Below are 26,969 nucleotides of genomic sequence, written 5' to 3'. Positions count from 1 at the left end.
CGTGTGTCCTGCTCACAATGCCAACCATTACAAGATTTTCTACAACAAGGCTATGTAACAGTGCTATCAAAATATCCAGAGATAATAAATATCATTGTAAGCGAAGCAAAGCTTCAACAACTTACTAAGCAGCAATCTACCTCTTTTACATTTCAGTTTATATCTTTTCAACAGTTATACTCAACTCTTGAACTCATTCAACATGTACTTGAAGAGAAATTAGATATCGATGCTGATTTATACGCATCAATACATGAAAAACCAGGTGAAGAAAATCCTTTTTATCATCTCCTTTCTTTTCGTGAATTACTTGAAAGAGTTAAGAATCCTAGTTTAGTAGAAGTGATAAAAAATTCGTATTTTACTAATCATATTCAACCAATTATTTCTCTAAATGATGAAAGAGTTATTGCCTATGAATTTTTATTGCGTTCGTCACATGAACAATATCCATTTAAGCCGTTTGAACTGTTTTCCTTCGCACAAAAAACTGGACTTCAAGCATTATTAGATGCGAATGCAAGAAAACAGGCCATTCAATATAGTGCGGAAAATCTATCAAATGGGAAGTTGCGTTTCATAAATTTTTTACCTTCATCCATTTATAATCCGAGACACTGCTTGAAAAGTACATTTGAAAATATTGAGAAATATAAGGTGAATCCTGCTGATTTAGTATTTGAAGTAGTAGAAACAGAAAAGATTAAAGATATCACACATTTACAGTCTATCTTCCAAGCTTATAAAAAAGAAGGGATGAAAGTAGCACTAGATGATGTTGGAGCTGGATATGCCACGGTAGAAGTATTAAAGGAATTATTGCCTGACTATGCGAAAATTGATCGCGCTATGATATCCTACTGTGATCAGTCAGAAGAAAAACAAGTAGAACTACAACGCATTGTTGAAGTGGCAAAGGAGTTTAATATTCAAACGTTAGCTGAAGGTATTGAACGTAAGGAAGAATTAGAATTTTGTAAAGCTATTGGAATGGATTTAGCTCAAGGATATTATATTGGTAAACCTGGTCCAAAACCTTTATAAAACATAAGAAGAGGCTGGGGCATAAGTATTTCAGCCAATGATAAACCCGAACTATTAGGCAATTTCTTTCACCTAATAGTTCGGGTCTTTATTTGTTGCTTTCAATAGAGTGGTTTGATTTCGCATACTATTTTTACAGTAAAAATAGTATAAAATTTTTGGGTGTATCTTACATATATGTGTATTATTAATCCAGCTCCAGCGCCCAGCCACTCGAGGTCAAATAACCCGGAGAGAAGAAAAGGGAAAATGCACCCTATTCTTCTCTCCGGTACATTTGCTGTGCCTGAGGCAAAACGGGGCGCCCTGAGCCTTTTGTTCTAAACTAGTGGAATGGAGCGGAAGACACTCGACTCCTGCGGGAAGTAGAGGAAAGGCTGAGACCCCGCAGGCGTAGCTGAGGAGGTAGGTTTTTTCACGATAGTGAAAATAACCATCAGCTTCCTTCCCGCGGTATCCGGCGAGTGTCTGCAGCGCAATGGAACGAACTATTTCTTCCACTTAACTGATTAATAAATAACAAAGGGTACGAAAAAAGTATAATATCTAATAGGTAGAATAATTTAGATAGTATTCGCCTTTGAGGCTGATTTATTTAGTTATGTCCCAGCCTCTTTAAATGGATTTTCCCACTCCATTAGTAGTCCATAATGGTGCGATTCGTCATCTTCTAAATAATTTGGAATAACCCCAACAGGAGTACGTCCACATTTTAATAAAAATGTGATGACAGGATCATAAATTTCTCCTGATAATATTTTTTGTACATATGTATCAATGTTCATCTCATTAGAAAACTTGTGATATCCTGGCAATCTACCACCACCGAGCAATAGGTCCAACTTTAAGTTCACAACTGTTTCATACATGGATTGCATGAGCCATTTTCCAAGACCGTATTTACGAAGAAGAGGCATCACACAGATATCAACAATGTAGAGAGCGTTCCCATCGGTTTGATGGTTGGAAATATATCCTGAACTTGTTACCTCGTCCCACGTATGTAAATCACCTTGTTTATAGTCAATTTGTAACCCTGTTATCGAACCACAAATGATACCGTCGATTTCTACACATAAGGCACCCTCTGGAAATAAATTCACATGATTAGAAAGTTGGTCCTTATTCCACCACAATTCACTAGGAAATGGAGGTGGAAAGCTTTCCTTTTGAACATGAATTAGAGCATCAAAATCCTTGCTTGTGTAGTTTCGAATTATAGCTTTCTTCGGTGAATGTTTATCAAACACGTATAGCTCTTTGTAGTATTTAGACATTGCTTCCTCCCCTTTAACTTCTATTTTCCATTATTATAGTAAAGAAGGAAAGGATGTGTAACAACTAAGCAAAGAAATCTTCAATTAGTTCTTCAATTTGTCTAGGATCAGGTTGTTTCCCTATAAAGGTAAAGTCAATTTCTTTAATAAATTCTCCATTTCTTGAAACGTGGATTGCTCCTTTTTGAAGCATTACACTATACTCTGTTTCAAAAATATAACCATCTTGTTCAATCGCTCCCATTTCTTCACTCCTTTTTCTCTATTTTTTACTAACACAGTTTATATATTCAGAGTAACTTCCTGAATTTTACTTATACAATCAGTAAACAAAATGATATTTGTACCGATATATATAGTGAGAGATACTTGATTCCTTATTCCCAGTCAAGGTTATCTCATTCATAACTTCTTTTTTTGCAATCTGTACTGGTGTATCAGTAATGGATTGCTTTTTTTTGTCTTTGTTTGTATAGCCTTCAATGACTTCCTCATTTTTACATAGTTTATTTCTAAATGGAAAACATAAATTAGAAATTCTAAAGGTGAAAAAGGAGTGTTCAAAATTGACGAATGGAAGAGATTCAAGAGAAAATAAACATAAACATCAGTTTCATCCAGATGGAGAGCAGGAAAGTATTATAAATGATAGTACAGCAACTGGGGGTGAGGCAATGGGAGTTGCCATTGACATGGACCCAAAGAACCCTAATCAAATGAGGAATTCCTGGAATTTTACACCGAAGGAAGACCCAGAATTAAAAAAGTTCCAAGATATGTTTAAACAAGATTAAATAGGAGGCAAACGATAGAGGAGCCTCGAAAAATGAGGGACAATCATGCCGGAATTCGTTAAACCTGTTGTTGTCGTTAGTAAATGCCTAGAATTTGATAAATGCCGATATAATGGTGATGTCATTCATGATCCAGTTGTCAAGCGTCTACAAGCCCATGTTAAATTTATCCCTGTTTGCCCCGAGGTTGGAATCGGCCTTGGAACACCGAGAGAAACAATTAGAATTGTAGAAGAGGATGGAATAACAAAATTAAAACAACCTTCAACTCAAAAGGATTTAACTCAAGATATGTATGAGTTTTCAAATCGGTTTTTAGATAATATCCAAGAAATTGATGGTTTCATCATGAAGGGGAAATCTCCGACATGTGGAATGAAGGATGTAAAGGTATATAGTGGAATAGAAAAAGCACCGGTGATCGGAAAGACAAGTGGACTATTCGCTCAATCGATAATTGATAGGTATCCTTCTCTTGCAATTGAAGATGAAGGGAGACTACAAAACTTCTCCATTCGAGAGCACTTTTTTACGAAGCTTTTTACATATGCAAATTTTCGCAACATAAAGGAAAATAAACCAACAATTCAATCATTACTTCAATTTCATTCGAAAAATAAATATTTATTTATGGGATATAATCAAACGGCACAAAAGGAACTTGGACGGATTGTTGCTAACCATGACCATAAGGAAATAAATGAGGTATTTACGCTATATGAAGGACAATTGTTCCGATTATTCGCTAGAAAGCCAAGAGATGCTTCCAACATAAATGTTTGTCAGCATATTATGGGTTATTTCAAAAAAGAGCTAAGCCAAAAGGAAAAGGATTTTTTTCAATCAATGCTAGAAAAATACCGAGAACAAAAGGTTCCACTTAGTAGTGTTACAAGTATTTTAAAATCTTGGGTCATTCGTTTTGAAAATGAATACTTACTAAGTCAGTCATATTTTGAACCATACCCAGAAGAATTAATAGAAATAAGTGATTCAGGAAAAGGAAGAGCCTATAGCTAAAGAGAGATTCCTCTCTTTAAGTTGGAGGCTTTTTTCATGTGAAATTTTGATTGACAATTAAAAATGTTGGAGTATGGTAGATTTAGAAGTGTATAAGGGGGAGCAAGATTGAGAGAACTACAGCAAAAAATTGATTTTTTAAGAGAAGTAGATAAATTAAAGCAAGTATATAGAAGAAGCTTCTTGATGGATGGAACGCGAAATGAAAATGATGCAGAGCACACATGGCATATATCATTAATGGCCGTAATTCTAATTGAATATGCTGAGGAAAATATAGATTTATTAAAGGTTATACAGATGCTTCTTATCCATGATATTGTGGAGATTGATGCAGGCGATACCTTTGCTTACGATGAAATAGGTTATCTTGATAAGGAAGAACGAGAGCAAGAGGCAGCAGATAGGATTTTTGGTTTATTACCGGAATCTCAGAAGGACCGTATGATCGAATTGTGGAGTGAATTTGAGGAACAAGAATCTAATGAAGCGAAATATGCATCTGCTCTTGACCGAATGCAACCCCTGTTGCAAAACTTTTATTCAAAAGGGAGCAGCTGGAGGCCACATGGCATTACAAAAGATCAGGTACTAAAACGTAATGCTTGTATTAAAGAAGCATCAGAAGAACTCTGGGAATATGTATGTAAACTAGTCGACGAATCTGTTGAATTAGGTTACTTAGGAATATAAGTAAAAAAAACTAGTTTAGAACTAAAGGAAAAAGGGAAATTTGTACATAGAACATAATAGACTCGACTGAAAGGGAGAGGAATATGCATAGACATAGGATGAAAATAAATGATTTAACAATCTCGTACATAGATGAAGGAAGCGGAGATACAGTTGTCCTAATTCATGGCTTTTGTGGTAGTGCTGGTTACTTTGAAAAAATCATCCCCGAGCTAAGTGAACATTATCGAGTAATTGCTCCTTCTTTGAGAGGTCACGGTAAATCAAGTGCCGTATGTGATCCTTACACAATCGAAGATATGGCTAGTGATGTATATCAACTTTTAAAACAGTTAGAACTTGAGAAGGTGACAATGGTTGGCCATTCATTAGGAGGCTACGTAACACTAGCCTTTGCTGAGCAGTATCCTGATATGTTAAATGGATACTCACTGCTTCATTCAACGGCTTTTCCAGACAGTGAAGAGGCAAAGGAAGGAAGAAATAAAAACATAGAATTAATTTGTGAGAATGGAATAGAACCTTTAATTAACGCGCTTATTCCTAAATTATTTGCACCGAAGCATGTAAAAACATTAGAAGATGAAGTTGAACATGTACGTGAAATTGGAATGAATACAAGTGTTACAGGGGCTAAAGGTGCTCTTAAGGCAATGAGAGACCGAATGGATCGTAACGAAGTGTTAAAGAATTCAAAAGTGCCTATCTTATTAATAGCAGGAGAGGATGATCAAATCATTCCAAGTGAGAAAGTATTTTCTCAATCCACTCCATTCATTAGGACAAAAACAATTAAAGATGCAGGACATATGGGAATGTTGGAAGCACAAGAGGAAGTTATTGCTACGATTGAAGAGTTCTTAAATGTGACGTTTCCGACTAAGTAAAACGAACGATTAAAAAATCACAGTTTATCGCTGTGATTTTTTATTTTATCTGAATATTGAAACAGTCAATCTTCGTTGTTATACTAGGTTTAGTATGTTTTTAAATTTTCAGAAAATATTACAGGGGGGAAGCAATGAAAAAGTTTAGTTTATTTTTTAGTTTGGTTGCAATTACGTTAATTTCATTAGTTGGTTGTGGAGGTAATGAAACTGCCGGGGAAGCGGAATCAACTGCTACTGCTGAAGGCGTAGTTGACCTGTATGTTGAAGCATTAAATAACGAAGATCTCGATAAATTGTTAAAGACAATACATCCATTTTCTGGACAACATATTGAACTAAGAGGTTATTATGATAACGACTTCAAGCAATATGACTATGAGGTTGAAAAGGTGAGTGCTACTGTTTCAGAAGAAAGTGATACAGTCACTGTCATCGAGTTAGTCATAACGAAAAAATTAGTAGAAAAGAAAGCTGACGGAAAAAATGAACCTACTGAGGGTGAAATTACACAAAAGCTATCACTGAAAACAAAAGGTGAAGAGTGGTTAATTGATAAAGTAGAATAAGGATAGAGTAAAGACATTGAAACTATTCGATGTCTTTTTCTTTTTTCGCTATGTTGAATTTTTTATTTAGGCTCTTTTCGTAAAGATTGTTGCTATTTGGATAGATCTGTTAAAACATTGAGTTGATTGGAGCGGAAGGCACTCGACTCCTGCGGGAGATAGAGGGAATCGTGAGACCCCGCAGGCGAAGCAGAGGAGGTAGGTTTTTTCACGATAGTGAAAATAACCATCAGCTTCCTCCCCGCGGAAAGCGTGTACCTGAAGCGGAAATCAACCCGACCTAAAATAAATTCTTTTTTGTAAAAATAGCAACAAAGTATGCGAAAACAGCCTTTATTTAAGGTAATTTTCGTACCTGGTGCAAGTAAATCAACATAATAGTTTAACAAGTGATACTTTGTGTTGAAAGTAGTAATATATAAATAAAAATACTAGGAGTGGAGTTAGTAATGGAGATGGTTATCGGTTTTGTTGGTACTGGGGTAATGGGAAAGAGTATGGTTAAGCATTTATTGAATGCGGGTTATAAAGTAAATATTTATACTCGTACAAAGGAAAAAGCTAACGAATTAGTTCAACTTGGAGCAAATTGGTGTTCATTAATGGAAGTGGCGAGGCAGTCTCAGATCATTTTTACAATGGTGGGCTTCCCTCATGATGTTGAGGAAGTGTATTTAAGTTCTGAAGGTATTCTTGCTAATGCGGAATCAAGTACATATGTGATTGATATGACAACTTCTTCTCCAACTTTAGCAGCAACAATTTACGAACAAGCGAAAGAAAAAGGAATATCTTCTTTAGATGCTCCAGTTTCTGGGGGCGATATTGGAGCAAGAGATGCTACATTAACGATTATGGTTGGTGGAGACGAAGCTTCATTTAATAAAATGGAATCTGTTCTTCGTATCTTAGGGAAGAATATAGTGTATCAAGGGAAAGCAGGAGCAGGACAACATACGAAAATGTGTAATCAGATTGCGATTGCAAGTGGCATGGTTGGCGTTTGTGAAGCAATGGTCTATGCAGAAAAGTCTGGTTTGGATCCTCAGAAGGTATTACAGTCCATTTCAGCGGGTGCAGCTGGTAGTTGGTCTTTATCAAATTTAGCACCACGTATGTTACAAGGAAACTTTGAACCAGGTTTTTATGTGAAGCACTTTATTAAAGATATGAAAATTGCAATTGAAGAAGCGGAAAAGATGAAAGTAAATGTCCCTGGGTTAACCTTAGCAAAGCAGCTTTATGACAAACTAGTGGCATTAGGTGAGGAAAACAGCGGGACACAGGCTTTGTATAAATTATGGAGGGAATAGACGTTGAATATATTATGGGATTTTGACGGTACAATTATTGATACATACCCTGTATATACGAGGGTTTTTCAACGAATAGCAGGTGAACATATTCCACTTGATAAGATTTTAGCGCAGATGAAAGTATCTTTTACACAAGCAGAAACTCACTTTCAGTTAACAGAACAACAAAAAAAACAACTTCGTTTTGAATGTGATCAAATTTCTGTAGATTCGGTAAGTCCATTCCCATTTGTCGAGGACATTTTACAACGTGCCGACACGAATGTCATCATGACTCATAAGTCTAAGCAGCAAGTTATCGATATATTAACTTACCATAGGTTATATGATTATTTTACTGATATGGTAACTGCAGATGATAATTTTCCACGAAAGCCGAATGCTAGTTCTTATCGTTATTTACATGAAAAACATAAGTTGAATTTAGCAATTGGTGATAGAGAAATTGATATTTTACCTGCAAAAGAAATTGGATTGAAAACATGCTTATTTCAAAACAATACTGCAGGTGCAGATTATTATTTACAATCTTATAAAGAATTTCATATTCTCTTTTCGGAATAACTTGCCCTCATATCTTACAGAGCATATTTTCGTGTTGAAAAACAAAAACTAATGAAAATATGTAAAGGGGTGAGAAATCTTGGCAAAGAGAACGAAGAAGAATGATCCGCAGCAAAAGAATAAACAAGGGTTTGACTCTAGTGTAATTGACTCTGAGTTTTCACATGAACTTGGTAGTACTGATACTAATGCAAAGCATAAGCAAAAAGCAAAAAAAGAAAAAGCAGCAAAAAATAACGGCGAATATAAAGGATAATAAGAAGCATGCGAGTTTACAGGAACTCGCATGCTTGATTTATGTGTTGACTTTTCTGTTGCATAAAATATGGAAAACATCTATAATAATTTACAAATAGTAGTACTTTTGTCACTATTTAAATAATTATAACTTAGTAGATTAGTAACGAAAAAATCATACAATGAAAAAGGCAAAGCTATGGAAACATGGTGACGCAAAACTATAGGGACTTAATACAACAAACGTTGTAATGTCAGCCAGTTACCGTTACAAGTGACATCTTGTAGGACGGGATGTTTTTTTGTTGTATCTATGAGGGGATTAAGTGGAGAATACATTTTGTTTATCGGATAAAGCATTGTTAAATGCACAAAACACTGTACTAAAAATGCTTGTACAAAATGCACCGTTCAAGGCAGTTATTTCAACGATTGTTCAAAGGTTAGAAGAGTTATTACCGGGATTTCACTTTGTTGTTCACGTTAACACTAGTAATCAAATAATTGGTGAAGCATTTTCAGATTGTCCGGTTGAATTCATCCACAATCTTACGAAGTTAGCTAACCAAAGCTCCAGTTCGATGAAAGAATGGATAATAGTTGACATGGAAGAGGGATTTTTCTTCCCTATAGATAGAAAACTAGATTATCCGGCTTGTTGGTTTAAACAAGTAATATCAATAGATAAAAGTCAGCAAGGAACTTTCATTTTACTCCTCCAACAAGACCGCAACCTTACATCGTATGAAGAAGATATCATTCAACATTTTATCAATTTAGTTAATCTTGCTTTTGAAAGAAAACAAGAGACTTTGTATAAAGAGGTTTATCACTTAGTAGAAAATAATATTTCAGATCTAATTACAATAATAGACTTACAAGGATTCATTCTTTTTGCATCAGTGTCTCATGAACAAATACTTGGATATCCTCCAAATAAGTTAGTTGGTCAAAGAGCTAGAAGCTTCCTACATCCAAAAGACCAAGAGTGGATTGATGACTATTTAGATGAAATAAAAAATTGTGATACAACTCTAATTAGAGAGTGTAGGTTATTAAAAAAGGATGGCACTGAAATTACTGTAGAGTCAAAAGGTGTTTTAGTAACGGATGAGCACGATTATATGAGTAAAATTGTGATTGTATCAAGGGATATTTCGGTTCGAAAAGAAGCAGAAGCAACAATTAAATTTATGGCATATCATGACCCGTTAACAGGAATTCCTAATAGACGAAAATTAAAAGAAAAACTCGAAAAGCTAATGGTAGAATCGAAACGTAATCAAACTTCTTTTAGCATATTGTTCATTGATCTAGATAATTTTAAAATGATCAATGATGAATATGGACATGAAACGGGAGATTGGTTTTTAGTAAAGGTCACTGAACGAATAAATAATTGCCTTCCAAAGAATTGTTTTTTAGCAAGATGGGGTGGAGATGAGTTTGCGGTTATAATCCCTCAGTCAAATGATGATCTCCCACACTCAATTGCAACAAATTTGTTAGAAGAAATGAGTAAACCGTTTATAATTGAAGGAAAGGTGATAACCATCACTCCTTCTATTGGGATTAGTATTTTTCCTAGAGACGGTGAAGATATAAAGACGTTATTCGAAAAGGCAGACAAAGCCATGTACTGGGCGAAAGACAACGGTAAAAACAATGTAATTACGTATCATATTTAACCACGTGACAACGTGGTTTATATTTTTTCTTTCTCTTTTCATGAATTGAGAAAGCAAGACAAGGAGCAGAAGAAATGAAATTTTATATTGCATCAGGTCTTCAAAATAAAGAAACAGTTCAGCAAGTATCGATGGTTCTATGCGAAAAAGGTCATCATCATACATACGACTGGACAAAAAATGACAACGCCGATTCATTCGAAAAATTATCTATCATCGGGGAAGCTGAGAAGAAAGGGGTTCAAGAAGCGGATGTATTAATTGCTTTGTTGCCTGGAGGAAAGGGTACTCATATTGAAATTGGAATAGCAATAGGGATGAATAAACCTGTATACATATATACTGAATTCAGAATAAACGATCCATTATCATCGTGTACATTTTATCATATAGAAGGAGTAACGATGATTTCAGACAATATTAATGAATTATTAATAAAAGTAGAAGAGGAAGTAGTGTAATGAAAAAGAGAGGCGCTATACATCATCTTGAATTGTATGTATCTAACCTACAGGAGAGCCTACAATTTTGGGATTGGTTTTTAAAAGAATTAGGATATAAAGAATATCAACAATGGGAGAAGGGAAAAAGCTATAAACTAGATTATACCTACCTTGTGTTTGTTCAGGTTGAGGAAAAATATAAACAAAATCCTTATCATCGCAAAGGCGTCGGGTTAAATCATCTAGCCTTTCATGTAAACACGAAGGAAGAAGTGGATGAGTTTGCCAGGGCTGTAAAAGAGAGAGGGTGTACCTTGCTATATGAAGAACGCTACCCTTTTGCTGGAGGACAAGAGTATTATGCGCTCTTCTTTGAGGACCCGGACAGAATAAAAGTGGAAGTTGTAGCTTCATGAATACAAGATTTAAGACGTTGTTAGAAAAGTTGGTTGTAACACATAAGGCTGTATTGAACGATAAATTGCTAGGAATTTACTTACATGGTTCCATAGCATTCGGGTGTGCAACTTCAATGAGTGATGTTGATTATCTTGTAGTTGTGAAAGAGAAACTTACGAAAAGTGTAAAAGAAGCAATGATGAATCTTCTTGTAGAATTATCAGCAGAAGCACCAAGGAAGGGCTTAGAAATGAGTATTGTTACGAAAGATGCAGTGAATCCCTTTATATATCCGACACCTTTCGAGTTACATGCAAGTTCAAGTTATATTGAAACATATAAATATAATGGAGAAATGTGTGAGAACTTAGTTGACTATGATTTAGCGGCACATATATCAGTATTACTTGAAAAAGGTATTTGTTTATATGGCTCTCCAATTAACAGTGTGTTTAGCGGTGTTCCAGTTGAACACTTTAAAGACTCTATTTTACGAGATATTCAAGATGCAACAATTCATTATAAAAATGAACCAGTTTACTATTTATTAAATTTATCAAGAGTTTGGATGTTTCTCGCAGAAGGTAAACTTGTATCTAAGTTAGAGGGTGGGGAATGGGCAACAGACAAATTAGCTTCTCCATATACAGAAGTAGTATGGGATGCAGTTCACTCTTATCATAATGGTGTTAATTTTACAATAACTGAAGAAGTTAAAGATACTCTAGATTTCCTAGTTTCTATCATTGAGCAATATAAGTCTAGTAATATTGATGAGGAGTGAGAAATACCTTGAATATTCGAAAAGCAGAATTAAAAGATGTACAGCAAATGGCAATCGTGCATGTTAATAGCTGGAAAACGACTTATAAAGGAATTGTCTCGGATGAATATCTATCAACTTTAAAATATGAAGAGCGTGAAAAACTCTGGATGAAAGCTTTATCAAGTCCAAATTTTGTTTGGGTTGCAGAAGTTGATCACCAAGTAGTAGGTTTTATTAGTGGTGGAAAAGAACGAACAAAAGAGTACGGTTACGATGGTGAGCTTTATGCGATCTATATATTAAAGCAGCACCAAAAATGTGGAATCGGGAAAAAACTAGTTCAAGCTTTCTCAAAAGAAATGAAAGAAATAGGAAATTTCAAGTCGATATTAGTTTGGGTTCTATCAAAAAATCCATCCGTTCAATTTTACCAATCATTCAAACCAGTGAAGGTTGCAACTGCTCAGATTGATATCGGTAAAGAAAAACATCAAGAAATTGCATTTGGTTGGCCAAATATAAATTCGTTAATAGAAGGATAGGAGGCTAGGACAAAACTAAAACACGATATCTAGAGACGAACGATTTCAAATTAGATAGGCTTTTAATACAGCTGTTAATTTCCGTGCAAGACTTAGCTTTCCGCGGGGTGTTGGTGAGCCTCCTCAGTCGTTCCTCCCTGCGGGGTCTCACCTAACTCGCTTCTCCCGCAGGAGTCTTCGTCTTGCACTCCAATTAACAGCTAGAACATACCTTAAAACAAAACGTAGTTTCTAACAAAATAAATAAAAAAATCCGAACTCATTCAAATCCTATTAAACGAATTTGAGTTGATTGTTCGGATTTTTCTTCGCCGAAAATGCTTTTGACCCAGCCTCTTTTTCTATTTTTTCTAAGCAACTATCATAGATTTCATAACCAAATAGTAAGTTTAATAAAAGGAAGTGCAATTAAAATGAATACTTGGAATTTTCTGATAAAAATAGTATGATGAAAATATGTTACATACCAACCAGTTAGTTAGTTTTGTAAAGGAGGATAGAAATGGATTTCTCATATTCTGATAAAGTGAAAATGCTTCAAGAAAAACTAACGAGCTTTATGGAAGAACATGTATACCCAAATGAACGATTGTTTGAAGAACAATTAAATGGACAAGAAAACAGATGGGCACAAGTACCTCCCATTATGGAAGAGTTAAAAGAAAAGGCAAAAAAAGAAGGCTTATGGAACTTATTTTTACCTGAAAGTGAATATGGAGCTGGACTAACGAATATAGAATATGCCCCTTTATGTGAGATTATGGGGAGATCCATAATTGGTCCTGAAGTCTTCAATTGCAATGCACCTGATACAGGGAATATGGAAGTTTTAGCGCGTTACGGAACCGAAGAACAAAAGCGTATGTGGCTTGCTCCATTGCTAAAAGGTGAGATTAGATCTTGCTTTTCTATGACAGAGCCCGATGTTGCTTCCTCTGATGCTACCAATATTGAAGCAAGTATTACTCGTGAGGGAGATGAATATGTCATAAATGGGCGTAAATGGTGGTCTTCAGGGGCTGGCGATCCACGTTGCAAAATCGCCATTGTGATGGGGAAAAGTAACCCTCATGCACCGAAACATGAACAACAATCAATGATTCTCGTCCCACTCGATACTGATGGAGTGAAAATTGAAAGACTATTACCAGTTTTCGGTTATGATCATGCTCCACACGGACATGCAGAGATTACGTTTCATCATGTAAAAGTTCCAAAGGAAAATATGATTTGGGGCGAGGGCAAAGGCTTTGCTATTGCACAAGGAAGGTTAGGTCCAGGTCGGATCCACCATTGTATGAGATTAATAGGAACTGCAGAACGTGCACTAGAACAATTATGTAAGCGTGTTCAAAATAGAGTGGCATTTGGTAAAAGGCTTGCAGAACAAGGTGTTGTCCATGAATGGATTGCTAATTCAAGAGTTGAGATTGAGCAGGCAAGATTATTAACATTAAAGGCTGCTTATATGATGGATACTGTAGGTAACAAAGAAGCAAAAACTGAAATTGCAATGATTAAAGTAGTTGCACCTACGATGGCTTTAAACGTTATTGATCGTGCGATACAAGCATTAGGTGCAGCGGGGGTAAGTGATGATTTTACTTTAGCAGCCAATTGGGCGAATGCAAGAACATTACGTTTAGCTGATGGTCCTGATGAAGTTCATAAGGCACAAATTGCAAAGCTCGAACTTCGTAAATATAGAGACTAATGGAAGAAACGAGGAGGGAACTCAAAACGAATGAATGTTATGAAACTATTTGCTCTTACTGGAAAGACTGCCATCGTTACAGGTGGAGGAAGAGGTCTTGGCGAACAAATCGCAACAGGTTTTGCTGAAGCTGGGGCAAATGTAGTTGTGTGCTCGAGGAATGTAGAAGCGTGTGAGGAAGTTAGCGGGAAATTAAATGAGCTTGGTGTTAAAACACTCGCATTAAAATGTGATATTACAAATCCTGAAGATGTAAAGTATGTTGTAAAAAGAACAATTGATGAATTTGGTGCAATCGATATTTTAATTAACAATAGCGGTGCAACATGGGGAGCTCCAGCAGCCGCGATGCCGCTTGAAGCATGGGAAAAGGTACTGAAGGTTAATGTAACAGGAACTTTTTTAATGTCTCAAGAAGTCGGGAAAGTAATGATTGAGCAAAAGTCAGGAAAAATCATTAACATCTCCTCTGTTGCAGGGTTGGGTGGTACTGATCCACGGTATATGGATACGATTGGATATAACACAAGTAAAGGCGCAGTAATAACCTTTACAAAAGATTTAGCAGTGAAATGGGGGCAATATAATATTAATGTCAATGCAATTGCACCTGGATTTTTTCCAACGAAAATGTCTCAAATCTTAATCGAACATGGAAAAGAGCAAATTCTTGGAGCAACACCATTAGGTAGATTCGGTTCCGAACATGATTTAAAGGGTGCTGCAGTATTTTTAGCCTCACATGCATCAGACTTTGTAACAGGTAACGTCATTGTCGTCGATGGTGGTACTCACGCTATGTAATGCTATGTAATGCTATGAATGGTAACAAATAGACATGTCACCCTAGACTTAAGCATCCTTCTATAAAACTATTAAAATAATGGAGGAATGTAAAAAATGAGTAAAAAAGCATGGTTAAACTGTTATCCTGATCATATTTCAACTGAACTTGATATCCCAACTATTTCCCTTCCAGAATTACTACAACAATCTACTACCAAATTTCCAACAAACACTGCGCTTAGTTTTTATCACAAAAAAATCTCCTATACAGAGTTATCAATGCTAACAAATGCATTTGCTTCAGCGTTGCAGCAAGGAAATGTTAATAAGGGGGACCGTGTTGCCATTATGCTACCGAACTGTCCTCAATATGTCATCTCCTATTATGGAGCACTTCTTGCCGGTAGCATTGTGACACAAATCAATCCTATGCTTGTTGAAAGAGAACTTCAATACATTCTACAAGATTCAGGTGCTGAGTCCATTGTCATATTTGATGCATTACTTCCAAGATTAAAAGCGATTCAATCTGAGACATATGTGAAAAATGTAATTGTTGTAAGCCTTCAGCCAACGGAGCACAGCTTTGCCCCTGATAAGACCTTTGATGAGTTTATGCATACAGGAAATGGGAAAGTAACTCCTGTTGAAATCAATCCTCAAGAGGACGTTGCGGTCTTGCAGTATACAGGTGGAACAACAGGACGATCCAAAGGAGCGATGTTAACTCACAGCAACTTAATTGCGAATATTTATCAATCTGCTGAATTTTTTAAGGATGATATTAGGCATGGAGAAGAGCGATGCTTAACAGTAATTCCATTGTTTCATGTTTTCGGAATGACAGTTTGTATGAACTATAACATCTTGACTGGCTCTACCAATATTCTATTACCAAAATTTGATATAGAGGAAGTATTGAATACGATAAAAGCGGAACGTCCTACCATTTTCCCAGGTGTACCAACAATGTATGTGGCTTTGACCAATCACCCTGAAGCAGAAAAATACGGTATCGATACGATTCGAATTTGTAATAGTGGAAGTGCTCCGATGCCTGTTGAATTATTAAAGGAATTTGAAAGGAAAACTGGAGCGAAAATTTTAGAAGGGTATGGATTATCCGAAGCCTCTCCGGTAACTCATTGTAATCCAACCTTTGCAGAACGTAAACCAGGGACTGTTGGTATAGGGTATCCATCAACTGAGTACAAAGTAGTTGATCTAGCAGCGGGGTTAGAAGAGGTAAAGCCAGGTGAACTTGGGGAACTAATCATTCGTGGCCCTCAAATAATGAAAGGATATTGGAACATGCCCGATGAAACCGCAAATACATTACGAGATGGCTGGTTATATACGGGAGATATTGCTCGTGTGGACGACGAGGGTTATGTTTCAATTGTAGATCGCAAAAAAGACATGATTATTGCGGGAGGTTTTAATATTTATCCTCGTGATATTGAAGAAATCCTATATGAGCACCCAGCAGTGCAAGAAGCAGTGGTAGTGGGCGTGCCTGATGAATACCGTGGTGAAACAGTGAAAGCTGTCCTTGTATTAAAGGCCGGTAAAGAAGCGTCATCGGATGAAATTACCCAATATTGTAAAGAGAATATGTCAGCTTATAAAATTCCTAGAATTGTAGAGTTTCGAACAGAGCTACCTAAGACAAGTGTGGGGAAAATATTACGTCGTGTGATAAAAGAAGAGAATGTAATAAGTTCTAACTAAATGGAAATGAACGTAAGATTGTGAGGAAGAAAGAGTGAAGGAGAAGATCACTGAACAAGCCATTCTACTATTCGAGAAAAATGGATTTTCCGAAACTTCTATTCAAGATATTGTAAACCATTTACATGTTACAAAAGGCACATTTTATTATTACTTTACAAGTAAAGAGGAATTGTTAATGGATATTCACAATGGATATATTGACGATGTCCTGAAGCGACAAGATCAAATATTAAAAGAACGTAATAAAAGCTGTAAGGAAAAGCTTTATGAAATCGTGTTTATGCTCATCTCGATCATTGAGTCTCAAGGTGAAAGTGCACGCGTATTTTTCCGTGAAATGAAAAATTTAAGCGAAGAGCATAAAGAGGACCTAATAAAGAAGCGTGAGATATTTAGGAATAACCTACAAGAATTACTTGAGGAAGGAAAAGATAAAAAAGAATTTCATGAAGATTTATCTTCAGATATCGTTTCATTTGGAATTTTAGGAATGACCAATTGGAGTTATCAATGGTTTAAGCCAAATGGAAAGAAGTCTGATCAGGAAGTTGCGAAAATATTTACCGATATGGTTTTAAAAGGGATAAGTATATAAAACAATCAATAGGAAAAGGAGTATTGTCCCCTTTTCCTACAATTATTATATTTAGGTTGTGAGTAAAAACCTCCTCAAGTCTACCCTGTCCTGTGGCAAACTTGGGGAGGTCAGCACATCCTTTGCAAGCATGGGAGTAGCGGGACAAATGACAAAGTGAATTCCTTTGTCTTAGGTGAACCCCTCGCATGCACAAATACTACTGAAACTACCCAGTGGAAAGCAAACACCTGTAACAAAGATTAATATTGTTTGTTAATAAGAGTCTTTATTTCAGGCTCATTTCGTAAAGATTGTTGCTATTTGGATAGCTCTGTTAAAACATTGAGTTGATTGGAGCGGAAGGCACTCGACTCCTGCGGGAGATAGAGGGAATCGTGAGACCCCGCAGGCGAAGCCGAGGAGGTAGGTTTTTTCACAATAGTGAAAATAACCATCAGATCCCTCCCCGCGGAAAGCGTGTGCCTGAAGCGGAAATCAACGGACCTAAAATAAATTCTTTTTTGTAAAAATAGCAACAAAGTATGCGAAAACAGCCTTATTTAAAGACTAACAGATAAATACTAACCGGTTAGTATTTAATAGTAGTGTAATAGACTGAAAAAATGATGAAAAGAGAGCAGGTGGAAAATATGAATCAACTAAATGAGTTTAAAGATACCATACCTGTTAGAAAGGAAGAACAGCTAAATGAAGAGAGATTACTTGAATTTTTACATAGTCACTTTGAGCTTAATAATGACCAACTAGAAATTAGACAATTTGGTGCAGGGCATTCCAACTTAACTTATGAAATAAAGGTTGGAAATTGGGAGGCTGTACTTAGGCGACCACCACTAGGACCGGTTGCTCCAAAGGCACATGATATGGAACGAGAACATTCAATTTTGCGAGATTTACATTCCTTATTTCCATTTGCACCAAAGCCATATGCTTTTAGTAATGATGAAAGTATTGTAGGTAGCCAGTTTTATATTATGGAGAGAAAAAGGGGGTTTGTGTACGATACATCATTTCCTAAAGAGATCGTAATAAACGATGAGTTTTACCGTGCAATATCAGAGGAGATGGTGGATACTCTCGTAACACTTCATGAAGTTGATTATAATGGTACAAAGTTACAGGAACTTTCTCATCCTGTAGGATTTTTGGAAAGACAAGTCCATGGCTGGATTGGTCGATATGTGAGGGCAAAAACAGATGATATTAAAGGAGTAGAAGAGTTAACAACATGGCTGGCAACAAATATTCCTATTTCACCTAATTCAACTATTATCCATTATGATTACAAATTAAATAATGCGATGTTCTCCTTTGATTCACCTACGAAGATGGTAGGACTATTTGACTGGGAAATGACCACAATAGGAGACCCACTAGCAGATGTAGGGGCAGCATTAAGCTATTGGATTCAAGATGATGACCCAGAACTACTTAAACTAGGGCTAGGGAAACAATCTGTCACAGCGACAAAGGGCTTTTATTCAAGAAAAGAATTTGTGGAGAGATATGCCAGGAAAAGCGGTAGAGACTTAGCGAATATAGATTATTATATAACTTTTGCCTACTTTAAATTAGCTACTATTTGTCAGCAAATCTATTATCGATATAAGCAAGGTCAAACAAATGATCCTCGGTTTGCTAATTTTCATATTTTCGTATCAACGTTAATTACTCATGCACTACAAAGTAGAAAAGGATCTTAAAGTGGAGAGTGGATTAGTAAAAGTTCATTTGTGATGAAAAAGGAAGAGATTAATGAAGAAGTGCTCGTGAATGGAAAAATATGCTTTGTTATTGATGTATTATTAGCTACTTCAACGATTACAGCTGCCTTGCATTTTGGAGCCAAAGCGGTCATACCTGTTATCGATGAGAAGTCAGCTAGTAAGGAAGCAGAAGTAATTTGTTTTACCAATTCGCAATAAGAAAACAATTGAAAATGCGTAAGGAGGAAAATTGCAATGAAGGCTGTACAATTCACACAATACGGGGGACCAGAAGTTCTCCAATTAATAGATTTAGAAAAGCCTGTTCCGAAAAGTCATGAAGTTGTAATTGAAATAAAAGCTATAGGTGTTAATTATGCTGATACAGCAAGAAGAGAAGGACAATATGTTGTACCAACTCCATTACCTTTTGTACCTGGTGCAGAAGTTGCAGGTATTGTAACAGAAGTTGGGGATGAGGTAACTAGCGTAAAAGTTGGAACAAGAGTGGTAACGTTACTTGGTTCAAAAAAAGCAACTGGCTATGCAGAATATACAATTGCAGATGAAATGGGCCTAATCCCACTACCAAATGGTATGGATTATAATCTAGCTGCCGCCCTGCCTCTACAAGGGTTAAGTGCATTCCATATTCTAAAAACGATGGGACAATTAACGGAAGGCGAGACAGTATTAGTGCATGCTGCAGCAGGTGGTGTGGGAACGATTGCTGTCCAGCTTGCCAAACTATTTGGAGCGGGTAAAGTAATTGCGACTGCCAGTTCGTCTGAAAAACTTGAGTTGGCAAGAGAACTAGGAGCGGACGTAGTAATTAATTACACTGAAGACAACTGGGTAGACCAAGTCCGTGAAGCTACAAACGGAAAAGGAGTAGACATAGCTCTTGAGATGGTAGGAGGAAAAATGTTTAATGATACACTCCGTACTTTAGCAGCCTTTGGACGTCTCGTTGTTTATGGAGCTGCTAGTGGGGAACAAAGTTCGTTAAATCCGAATCTATTAATGGCAAGAAACCAATCGGTCATCGGTTTCTTTTTACCTCAAATTATGAAAAAGCCAGCTTTATTGCAAAGTAGTTTACTAGAGCTTTTTCACTATTTACAGCAAGGAAAGTTAAAGCTAATTATCGGTGGAGTTTATTCTCTCGATGAAGCAGCAAATGTTCACCAACTACTGCAATCAAGAAAAACACATGGCAAGCTAATTTTAGTTCCGTAAAAGAGGCTGAGATATAAGTATTCCAGCCAATGATAAACCCGAACTATTAGGCAGTATCTTGCACCTAATAGTTCGGGTCTTTATTTTTTGATTTCAATAGATTTGTTTGATTTCGCATACTATTTTTAAGAACTAGTGGAATGGAGCGGAAGACACTCGACTCCTGCGGGAAGTAGAGGAAAGGCTGAGACCCCGCAGGCGTAGCCGAGGAGGTAGGTTTTTTCACGATAGTGAAAATAACCATCAGCTTCCTCCCCGCGGAAAGCGAGTGTCTGCAGCGCAATGGAACGAACTAGTGCTTCCACTTAACTGATTAATAAACAAATGGTACGAAAAATGTATAATATTTAATAGGTAGAATAATTTAGATATTATTCGCCTTTGAGGATGATTTATTTAGTTATGTCCCAGCCTCTTTTAGTATGTTGAAATCTCCTAATTTACTTTTTTTGTTAACTGTATAACAAAATTACTGTATAATTATGATAGGCAGTTTCAAAGCAGTCATAGTAACTGTTAGTTACAAAGGACAGGAGGGAACACCAATACTTGTATGATGAACGAATCCATAACTAATTCAACACTAACAGCTACAAATTTATTTATGTCTTGTAAGTTAAATGGTGATATATTATACAGTTCGTCTACCTGTCAGCACCTATTGCATTATGACCAAGGAGAAATAATAGGAACAAGAATACAAGATTATATATATCAAGAGGATCTTTATTTAGTAGAAAGTTATTTTCATGTTCCTGAAGAGAAACAGTGTAACTGTCGCTTTATTCAAAGAGAAGGACACGTCACCTGGGTAAAATTACATATTCAAAAAGTACTGAATGAATCTAAAGATATTATTGAAATTATATTAAATATAAAACCTTTCCCTGCAGTTAAAGGTCACATCGTTGATCAACTATCAGTTGCACCTCTACCTTCATATCCGAAACAAGTTTTAATGAAGGATGAGCATTCATTATTTTGGCTACTTGAAGAGGCACCGTTTGGAGTTATGATTAATAGATGTGGACGTAATGTCTACATGAATAAAGAAAATGCAACGCTCTTAGGAATTACAAATCGCCAGGAATGGATTGGGAAGTCAGTATTAGAATTCGTACAAGAAGATTATCGAGACATTGTTTCAAATCGAATTAAATTAATAAGAGAAGGAAAAGCTGTAGGGATTATTGAGCAAAAATGGAAACGTATTAATGGAGAAGAGCTTCACGTTGAAATTAAGTCAAGTCGTACCATTATTCAAAATGAAATTTATGAATATGTCGTAATTAATGATATTTCTTCGAGAAAGCAGTTCCAAGAGGTAATCCAAACAAGTCGTGAAAGATACCGAAGACTCGTTCAAAACTCAATCGACACGATTGCAGTAATTTTAGACGATACAATCGTTTTTATTAATGATTCGGGTGTGCAATTATTTGGTGCAAGCAGCTATCTAGATATCGTGGGTAATCCTGTTTTTGATTTTCTCCACTCCGACTACCATGAAGCGTTAAAGCAAAAACTAAACTATGTCCTACAAGAAGACTGTGAAGATGAAATATCAGAGGGAGTATGGCAAACGTTGGACGGAGAAAAGGTGTATTCCGAAATTGTAGCCATTCCGATAACATTCCAACAAAAGAAGGCCGTACAAATTATCATTCGTGACATTAGTTACCGTAAGGAAGCAGAAAAGCTAATGCTAGAATCAGAAAAGCTATCCATTGCCGGACAGCTAGCGGCTGGAATTGCTCACGAGATTCGGAATCCATTGACAGCAATCAAAGGGTTTGTACAGTTAATGAAGTCTGGTGTCATTGAAAAGGAACATTATTACGATATTATCTCTTCAGAATTAAATCGCATTGAAATGATTTTAAGCGAACTACTTATGCTAGCAAAACCACATGAAAGTTCGTTCCAGGAAACAAATATTACCCAACTCGTTTCAGAGGTCATTTGCTTGCTTGAAACTCAAGCTATTTTACATAATATACGAATTGAATTTTCTAGCTCAATTATAAATGAATAAATCAGGTGTGATGAAAATCAATTAAAGCAGGTCTTTATTAATTTTATTAAGAATTCAATAGAGGCAATGCCTACAGGTGGAGTCATCACAATTGCGGTAGAGGAAATAAGTGATCATCGCATATGTCTCTTTTTCAAGGATGAAGGCTGCGGTATTCCAGAAGATCTTTTGAAAAAGTTAGGAAATCCATTTGTAACAACAAAAGAAAATGGTACAGGCTTAGGGCTAATGGTAAGTTATAGAATTATTGAAAATCACCAAGGTTCTGTAACAATAGAAAGTAAAGAAAATGTCGGGACTACATTAAAAATTGAATTACCTAGAAAGTAATAAATCGCCGTTGTCTGAGTAGACAAGGCGATTTTGTATTTAACATTGTCGTTTTTTAATAAAATATTCCATACGATCTAATGCTTCTTTTAGCGTTTCTTTTGAATAAGCATAGGACAATCTCACGTATCCCTCCCCTAAATCCGAGAAAGCATCCCCAGGAACAAGTGCTACACCTGCTTCTTTTACTAAAGATAAGGCAAAATCAAAAGATGACATTCCAAACTTTTTAATCGATGGGAAAAAGTAAAAGGCACCTGTTGGTTTAACCGTATCAATACCCATATTCGTCAATCTTTGATATACATATTCCATTCGATCCTTATATGTATCTCTCATAACGATCGCATCGTCTTGACCATTGGAGAGTGCTTCGATCGCTGCTCGTTGAGAAATGGTTGGAGCACATGAAACGTTGTATTGATGAACCTTAAGTAAGTGCTTTGCAATTGTATGAGGAGCGAATAGAAAGCCAATTCTCCATCCCGTCATCGAGTGTGATTTTGAAAGACCGTTAATGACAATTGTTTTTTCACGCATACCTGCAATAGTAGCAATAGAATGGTGTGAACCTTCAAAGATAAGTTCACTATAGATTTCATCAGATAGTACAAAAATATCTCGATCCTTCAATAAATTTGCAATTTCTTCTAGCTCTTCGATTGATAATGTCACACCAGTCGGATTAGATGGATAAGGCAAGACGATACATCTTGTATCTTCTGTTAAATGTTGTTCAATTAAGTTTGCTGTTAGTTTAAAACCGTTATGTCTCGTATCAACATGAATTGGTTTTGCTCCGCACATATGAATAATTGGTTCGTATCCAGGATAAACAGGTCCAGGTAAGATGACTTCACTATTTTTTTCAAGAATTGTTCTGAATGCGCAATCAATTGCTTGACTTGCTCCAATTGTCGTAATGACTTCGTTTTCAGGATTGTATTCTAAACCATACTTTTCTTTCACAAATTTTGCAGCAGCAATTCGTAATTCAAGGTAACCCGCATTATGTGTATAGGTTGTATAGTTATGGTTAATTCCCTCAATACCAGCATCTTTTACATGCTGAGGAGTCGGGAAGTCTGGTTGACCAATTGTTAAGGACAAGACATTGTCATATTCTTGGACCATGTTGAAGAAACGACGAATCCCAGAAATTTGAATGCTTTTTATAGTATTATTTATTAAATGCTCCACCGAATGATCTCTCCTATTATATTTGTGGTTTTATTGTATCACTTCTTTCATTTTTTTCACTACTTTCCTAATGAAAAGCCTTCAAATAAAAATCCGCCGTGTGGCAATAATGCCTTTTCAGCTAATGTGATAAGACAGTTCTTATCATTATTAATATAGATTTCTTCCATCGCTCTCAAAAATTCATCCGCTAATTCTTCATCAAATGTACGTAACGAACGATCTATCCACTTTGAAGAGCCAATCCATTGGTTGTTTGTACGTAATATATATTCGTGTAACAGTTCAACGAGTGTATTCGTTATGTAAATTGTTTCGGCCCTCTTCGTGCTGCCGATTAAATCATCGATTAAATCGGTTATAAAATATCTCTTTATACGAATAGTTTGCTGAGACCATTCAATAGGACCGGCATCAAGCAATTCTCTTGATTCCTCTTGAATCAAACTAAGTTGTGGATGATCAATTATAGGGGTGCCTTCAGCCAGCATGCGTGGTAGACTTGGCCGTCCTCTTTCCACATCTTGTTTAACAAACTCCTTGTAAGAGTCAAAGGAGTGAACAAATATTTCAATTGGCCACTCATAAGCAGTTAATGATTCACGATAGGAGCTTTGTATGGAAGTGTCAAAAACAACAATATCTAGATCAGAAGTAGAGGTATACTCACCTCGTACAACACTTCCAGCAAGTATAGCACCATCACAGGTCGGGAAGTGAGTTTTGATAAAAGCAGTAGCTGCTTCAATAGGGGATAATCTCATAACCATTCTCCTATTCATTTGGACGTAATTTTCCATCTTATGTTAAAATGGAATTCTCTAACATGTTGATAGAAATTTCATAATATACATACAATATCATATTTAAGTAGTTTAGTTGTTAGGAGTTGGTTCTTTTTTGAAAATGAAATATGCAGACCGAAAAGATTGGAAGAGAATTACGGAAAAATCGTGGAGATCCTTTAATAGAAAAGGATACTATTTTCATGGATGGGTGTCTATATTTGAGATAGTTAAAGTAAAAGAACCACTAACAGTAAACTACAACAAACGAAACTTAAAACTTGCAGATGAGGGGTATACGTGGGTTCAATATTTTCCAAAAGGAGAGTCCTATACGGTTACGGTCATGCAGAACGAGGAAAGGGAAGTTATACAATGGTATATTGATATTTGCCTTAACCATGGTGTCACTGAAAAAGATATCCCGTGGTATCGAGACTTGTATCTCGATATTATTGTTTTTCCGAATGGTACGTGGTGCTTAGTTGATGAAGATGAGCTTGATGCTGCTTTGAAGTTGGGTATCATCACGAAAAAGGAATTTGATTATGCGTATCATGTTGCAAATAAACTTATAAATAAGCTAGAAAGTCATTCGCTTTATTTAATGGAAAATGAGCCAGAAATCATAAATAAAAGATAGGAGATTACTCTCCTATCTCAGACTGTAGACAAACTCGAATAACTTTGAGTTTTCTACGGTCTTTTCTTATTTCAATGTATATCTGTATAACTAAGTGATTTCCGCTCCATGGCATTCGCTTTCCGCGGGGTGGGCGGTGAGCCTCCTGATATGAACGAAACTGTCAAGGCTCCCACTCTTCACCAGGTTTGGATTGTCTTTTGACCAACTCTAAGAAGAGAAGCTATTTACGGCTTCTTTTCTTGATTTTGTTAGTTAGCAAGCCATTCTGGCTAGAATAGCTCCTTCTTTAGCTTACTGACCACTTCTCACTTCTTTGTATGTCTGTCAAGTGGTCTCCTTGACTGTCATACAAAGAAGTGAGAGACTCCATTAAGCTATAGAAGGAATCTGTTCCTTTCTCCTTTTTTTGACTTGAATAGAAGTTAAGAACACGGCACGAAGGCAAAAATCTCTACTGCGGTTTACGCTCTGATATCCGTGGGTTTTCACATTTTATCTTTCCGTATAAAGGACTAATCCACTAACTCGGCACGTGCGTTAATCTATTTAGATATAGCACAGAGGAGGCCACGTGGGTTTTCCTTTCCGGTTTTTTTCTTTGCCTTCGAGCCCTGTTCTCAATCATCTATCTTTCTTCGTAAATTATTCGTGTGAAATTAAAGCCATACATAAAAAATGGATCAATAATACCTATATCACCGTAACATGACAACTTGTAAGATCAAAAACTAGCGTTTTTTACTTCTTCTACCTCTTGTGTAATAGCCCAAATAAAACCAGCTAATTCTCTGGCAACTGCAGTAATTGCTTTTCCACTTTCTTTTCCTCTTGATAATAATCGGTAATACTTTTTATGAAGTCGGTTTTGTGCTTTCCAGGATATCGCTTGAATAGTGGGGGACTGTCCATTTTGTCGTCTCATCAATTCTCCTTTAACTGACGGTTGATAACGATAACTCCATGCAGCTTCTACTAATAAGCGTCGTACATGACGATTCCCTGTTTTTGTGATGCTCCCTTGTATTCTTCTTTCACCACTTGAGTATTCACTTGGTATTAAACCAATATAGGCCATTAATTGTGTTGGTGATGAGAAACGTTTGAAAGAACCTATCTCCGCTACAAGACTAGTCGCAGTAATAAGAGCTACACCTCTTAGTGATTGTAAGGCTTGAATGGTTGGGGCGTGTACGCCCTCCGTTGCCTGAACTCTAATTTCTTCCTCTAGTCTTAAAATTCGTTGTTCTAGCTCTTTCAATTGATGATAATATTCTTGAAAGACCACACGTAGTTTGGAGCTTTCAAATTTTAATGCATCCAGCCATCTACGATATTTGACCGTCCATTTGTTCACACCTGACGGTGGCTTAATGTTATTACGAAGCAAAAATTTACTCAAACGGTGCCTTGCCCTAAGTTCATCTTCTTTTGCATCTTCACGACATCTTACAAGATCACGGAGAGCTTCATCCTCTTCGTTTGGAACATAGATGTTAGTTAATTCTCCTGCTCGATATAACTGAGCCAGTCGAATAGAGTCTCTACGATCTGTCTTAATACGTTCACCTGGTCTTTTAGGTATGAGAGATGGGGCTATCACATCACAATGAACACCTAGGGAAAGTAATAATCTATATAGTGGGTATCCAGTTGGACCGGCTTCATAACAGACTCGAAGAGTCTCGGTGTTTCCAAGTTTATTTATTAATTTCCTAACTGCTTCTGGTGTGTGAGGAATTACTCCCCAGTATCTCGGCTCTTCTCGCCCCTCATCCGCGATCGCAACTGCAATTTTTTCTTTTGATACGTCTAAACCTACATATTTTATGGTATCCTTCATAATAACTAGCTCCTTCCGTAATGTAGCTCTGATTTGGTTTGTTTTTACCAGTAAACATTCTAACCAAATTAACCTACGATGTTACGAGTAAGGAGCTAGTTTCGTTCATGATAACTC

General features: G+C 36.4%; 29 protein-coding genes and 1 riboswitch. Of the genes, 24 read left to right on the top strand and 5 right to left on the bottom strand.

Annotated features, from left to right (window positions below):
- Positions 1 to 3 precede the first annotated feature (3 nt).
- On the top strand, positions 4 to 1,044 hold the full coding sequence (locus JR050_RS07720) for an EAL domain-containing protein (protein ID WP_204202942.1): 1,041 nt from the start codon (positions 4 to 6) through the stop codon (positions 1,042 to 1,044).
- A 599-nt stretch (positions 1,045 to 1,643) separates the two neighbouring features.
- On the opposite strand, the gene JR050_RS07715 is transcribed toward JR050_RS07720, so the two are convergent.
- Together JR050_RS07715 and JR050_RS07710 are read right to left on the bottom strand one after the other, a co-directional pair.
- Positions 1,644 to 2,321, bottom strand: a complete 678-nt coding sequence (locus JR050_RS07715; RefSeq protein ID WP_204202941.1) for a GNAT family N-acetyltransferase — start codon at positions 2,319 to 2,321, stop codon at positions 1,644 to 1,646.
- Positions 2,322 to 2,385: 64 nt separating this feature from the next.
- Complete coding sequence (locus JR050_RS07710; RefSeq protein ID WP_204202940.1) at positions 2,386 to 2,565, bottom strand: DUF5370 family protein; 180 nt, start codon at positions 2,563 to 2,565, stop codon at positions 2,386 to 2,388.
- Between the two features lie 322 nt (positions 2,566 to 2,887).
- Here JR050_RS07710 and JR050_RS07705 point away from each other — a divergent pair, with 322 nt between their 5' ends.
- The 22 genes from JR050_RS07705 (at position 2,888) to JR050_RS07600 (ending at position 22,381) form a co-directional block, all read left to right on the top strand.
- On the top strand, positions 2,888 to 3,115 hold the full coding sequence (locus tag JR050_RS07705) for a hypothetical protein (protein WP_204202939.1): 228 nt from the start codon (positions 2,888 to 2,890) through the stop codon (positions 3,113 to 3,115).
- 45 nt (positions 3,116 to 3,160) lie between these two features.
- Positions 3,161 to 4,135, top strand: coding sequence for a YbgA family protein (locus tag JR050_RS07700; RefSeq protein WP_204202938.1), 975 nt, complete (start codon positions 3,161 to 3,163; stop codon positions 4,133 to 4,135).
- Between the two features lie 108 nt (positions 4,136 to 4,243).
- Positions 4,244 to 4,828, top strand: coding sequence for an HD domain-containing protein (locus JR050_RS07695; RefSeq protein WP_204202937.1), 585 nt, complete (start codon positions 4,244 to 4,246; stop codon positions 4,826 to 4,828).
- Positions 4,829 to 4,911: 83 nt separating this feature from the next.
- A complete protein-coding gene (locus JR050_RS07690; RefSeq protein ID WP_204202936.1) occupies positions 4,912 to 5,715 on the top strand; it encodes an alpha/beta fold hydrolase in 804 nt (267 codons plus the stop codon).
- Between the two features lie 134 nt (positions 5,716 to 5,849).
- Positions 5,850 to 6,284, top strand: a complete 435-nt coding sequence (locus tag JR050_RS07685) for an outer membrane protein assembly factor BamD (protein WP_204202935.1) — start codon at positions 5,850 to 5,852, stop codon at positions 6,282 to 6,284.
- A 449-nt stretch (positions 6,285 to 6,733) separates the two neighbouring features.
- Complete coding sequence (locus JR050_RS07680; RefSeq protein ID WP_204202934.1) at positions 6,734 to 7,597, top strand: NAD(P)-dependent oxidoreductase; 864 nt, start codon at positions 6,734 to 6,736, stop codon at positions 7,595 to 7,597.
- 3 nt (positions 7,598 to 7,600) lie between these two features.
- Positions 7,601 to 8,164 carry an HAD-IA family hydrolase gene (locus JR050_RS07675; RefSeq protein WP_204202933.1) on the top strand — a complete coding sequence of 188 codons (564 nt, stop codon included), beginning with the start codon at positions 7,601 to 7,603 and terminating at the stop codon, positions 8,162 to 8,164.
- Between the two features lie 79 nt (positions 8,165 to 8,243).
- Positions 8,244 to 8,420: a hypothetical protein gene (locus JR050_RS07670; protein ID WP_204202932.1), complete on the top strand. Its 177-nt coding sequence runs from the start codon at positions 8,244 to 8,246 to the stop codon at positions 8,418 to 8,420.
- A gap of 161 nt (positions 8,421 to 8,581) precedes the next feature.
- Positions 8,582 to 8,671: riboswitch (cyclic di-GMP riboswitch) on the top strand.
- Between the two features lie 56 nt (positions 8,672 to 8,727).
- Positions 8,728 to 10,089 (top strand): diguanylate cyclase domain-containing protein, encoded by a 1,362-nt coding sequence (locus JR050_RS07665; protein ID WP_204202931.1) that lies wholly within the window; start codon positions 8,728 to 8,730, stop codon positions 10,087 to 10,089.
- Positions 10,090 to 10,163: 74 nt separating this feature from the next.
- Positions 10,164 to 10,550 (top strand): nucleoside 2-deoxyribosyltransferase, encoded by a 387-nt coding sequence (locus JR050_RS07660; protein WP_204202930.1) that lies wholly within the window; start codon positions 10,164 to 10,166, stop codon positions 10,548 to 10,550.
- A complete protein-coding gene (locus JR050_RS07655; protein ID WP_204202929.1) occupies positions 10,550 to 10,948 on the top strand; it encodes a VOC family protein in 399 nt (132 codons plus the stop codon). Before JR050_RS07660 ends, JR050_RS07655 begins: the two co-directional genes overlap by 1 nt.
- Positions 10,945 to 11,715 carry an aminoglycoside adenylyltransferase domain-containing protein gene (locus JR050_RS07650; RefSeq protein WP_204202928.1) on the top strand — a complete coding sequence of 257 codons (771 nt, stop codon included), beginning with the start codon at positions 10,945 to 10,947 and terminating at the stop codon, positions 11,713 to 11,715. The genes JR050_RS07655 and JR050_RS07650 overlap by 4 nt, the downstream gene beginning before the upstream one ends.
- Before the next feature lie 8 nt (positions 11,716 to 11,723).
- Positions 11,724 to 12,239: a GNAT family N-acetyltransferase gene (locus JR050_RS07645; protein WP_239454193.1), complete on the top strand. Its 516-nt coding sequence runs from the start codon at positions 11,724 to 11,726 to the stop codon at positions 12,237 to 12,239.
- A gap of 502 nt (positions 12,240 to 12,741) precedes the next feature.
- Positions 12,742 to 13,953 (top strand): acyl-CoA dehydrogenase family protein, encoded by a 1,212-nt coding sequence (locus JR050_RS07640; protein ID WP_204202927.1) that lies wholly within the window; start codon positions 12,742 to 12,744, stop codon positions 13,951 to 13,953.
- 30 nt (positions 13,954 to 13,983) lie between these two features.
- Positions 13,984 to 14,757, top strand: a complete 774-nt coding sequence (locus tag JR050_RS07635; RefSeq protein WP_204202926.1) for an SDR family oxidoreductase — start codon at positions 13,984 to 13,986, stop codon at positions 14,755 to 14,757.
- A gap of 96 nt (positions 14,758 to 14,853) precedes the next feature.
- Positions 14,854 to 16,470, top strand: coding sequence for a long-chain-fatty-acid--CoA ligase (locus tag JR050_RS07630; RefSeq protein ID WP_204202925.1), 1,617 nt, complete (start codon positions 14,854 to 14,856; stop codon positions 16,468 to 16,470).
- 34 nt (positions 16,471 to 16,504) lie between these two features.
- A complete protein-coding gene (locus tag JR050_RS07625) occupies positions 16,505 to 17,068 on the top strand; it encodes a TetR-type transcription factor C-terminal domain-containing protein (protein WP_204202924.1) in 564 nt (187 codons plus the stop codon).
- Between the two features lie 632 nt (positions 17,069 to 17,700).
- Positions 17,701 to 18,774 (top strand): phosphotransferase family protein, encoded by a 1,074-nt coding sequence (locus tag JR050_RS07620; protein WP_204202923.1) that lies wholly within the window; start codon positions 17,701 to 17,703, stop codon positions 18,772 to 18,774.
- Between the two features lie 33 nt (positions 18,775 to 18,807).
- On the top strand, positions 18,808 to 18,996 hold the full coding sequence (locus JR050_RS07615; RefSeq protein WP_204202974.1) for a 2-phosphosulfolactate phosphatase: 189 nt from the start codon (positions 18,808 to 18,810) through the stop codon (positions 18,994 to 18,996).
- Positions 18,997 to 19,032: 36 nt separating this feature from the next.
- Positions 19,033 to 20,016: a quinone oxidoreductase family protein gene (locus JR050_RS07610; protein WP_204202922.1), complete on the top strand. Its 984-nt coding sequence runs from the start codon at positions 19,033 to 19,035 to the stop codon at positions 20,014 to 20,016.
- A 553-nt stretch (positions 20,017 to 20,569) separates the two neighbouring features.
- Positions 20,570 to 22,051 carry a PAS domain S-box protein gene (locus JR050_RS07605; RefSeq protein WP_204202921.1) on the top strand — a complete coding sequence of 494 codons (1,482 nt, stop codon included), beginning with the start codon at positions 20,570 to 20,572 and terminating at the stop codon, positions 22,049 to 22,051.
- The gene (locus tag JR050_RS07600) at positions 22,052 to 22,381 is read left to right on the top strand and encodes an ATP-binding protein (protein ID WP_204202973.1); all 330 of its coding nucleotides are present in this window, start codon (positions 22,052 to 22,054) and stop codon (positions 22,379 to 22,381) included.
- A 39-nt stretch (positions 22,382 to 22,420) separates the two neighbouring features.
- Here the strand turns inward: JR050_RS07600 and JR050_RS07595 are convergent, their stop codons facing one another.
- Together JR050_RS07595 and JR050_RS07590 are read right to left on the bottom strand one after the other, a co-directional pair.
- Positions 22,421 to 23,581, bottom strand: a complete 1,161-nt coding sequence (locus JR050_RS07595; RefSeq protein WP_204202920.1) for an aminotransferase A — start codon at positions 23,579 to 23,581, stop codon at positions 22,421 to 22,423.
- A 59-nt stretch (positions 23,582 to 23,640) separates the two neighbouring features.
- Positions 23,641 to 24,345, bottom strand: a complete 705-nt coding sequence (locus JR050_RS07590; protein ID WP_346726724.1) for a nucleotidyltransferase domain-containing protein — start codon at positions 24,343 to 24,345, stop codon at positions 23,641 to 23,643.
- 142 nt (positions 24,346 to 24,487) lie between these two features.
- Between JR050_RS07590 and JR050_RS07585 the strand changes: the two genes are divergently transcribed.
- Positions 24,488 to 25,009, top strand: coding sequence for a ribonuclease FAU-1 family protein (locus JR050_RS07585; RefSeq protein WP_239454201.1), 522 nt, complete (start codon positions 24,488 to 24,490; stop codon positions 25,007 to 25,009).
- Positions 25,010 to 25,733: 724 nt separating this feature from the next.
- On the opposite strand, the gene JR050_RS07580 is transcribed toward JR050_RS07585, so the two are convergent.
- A complete protein-coding gene (locus JR050_RS07580; protein ID WP_204201818.1) occupies positions 25,734 to 26,852 on the bottom strand; it encodes an IS110 family RNA-guided transposase in 1,119 nt (372 codons plus the stop codon).
- Positions 26,853 to 26,969: the final 117 nt, after the last annotated feature.

Source organism: Bacillus suaedaesalsae (genome assembly GCF_016890225.1).
Lineage (GTDB): Bacteria > Bacillota > Bacilli > Bacillales > SA4 > Bacillus_BS > Bacillus_BS suaedaesalsae.
Note: the sequence above shows the minus strand (reverse complement) of the source record. Positions and strands in the feature narration are given on the sequence as shown.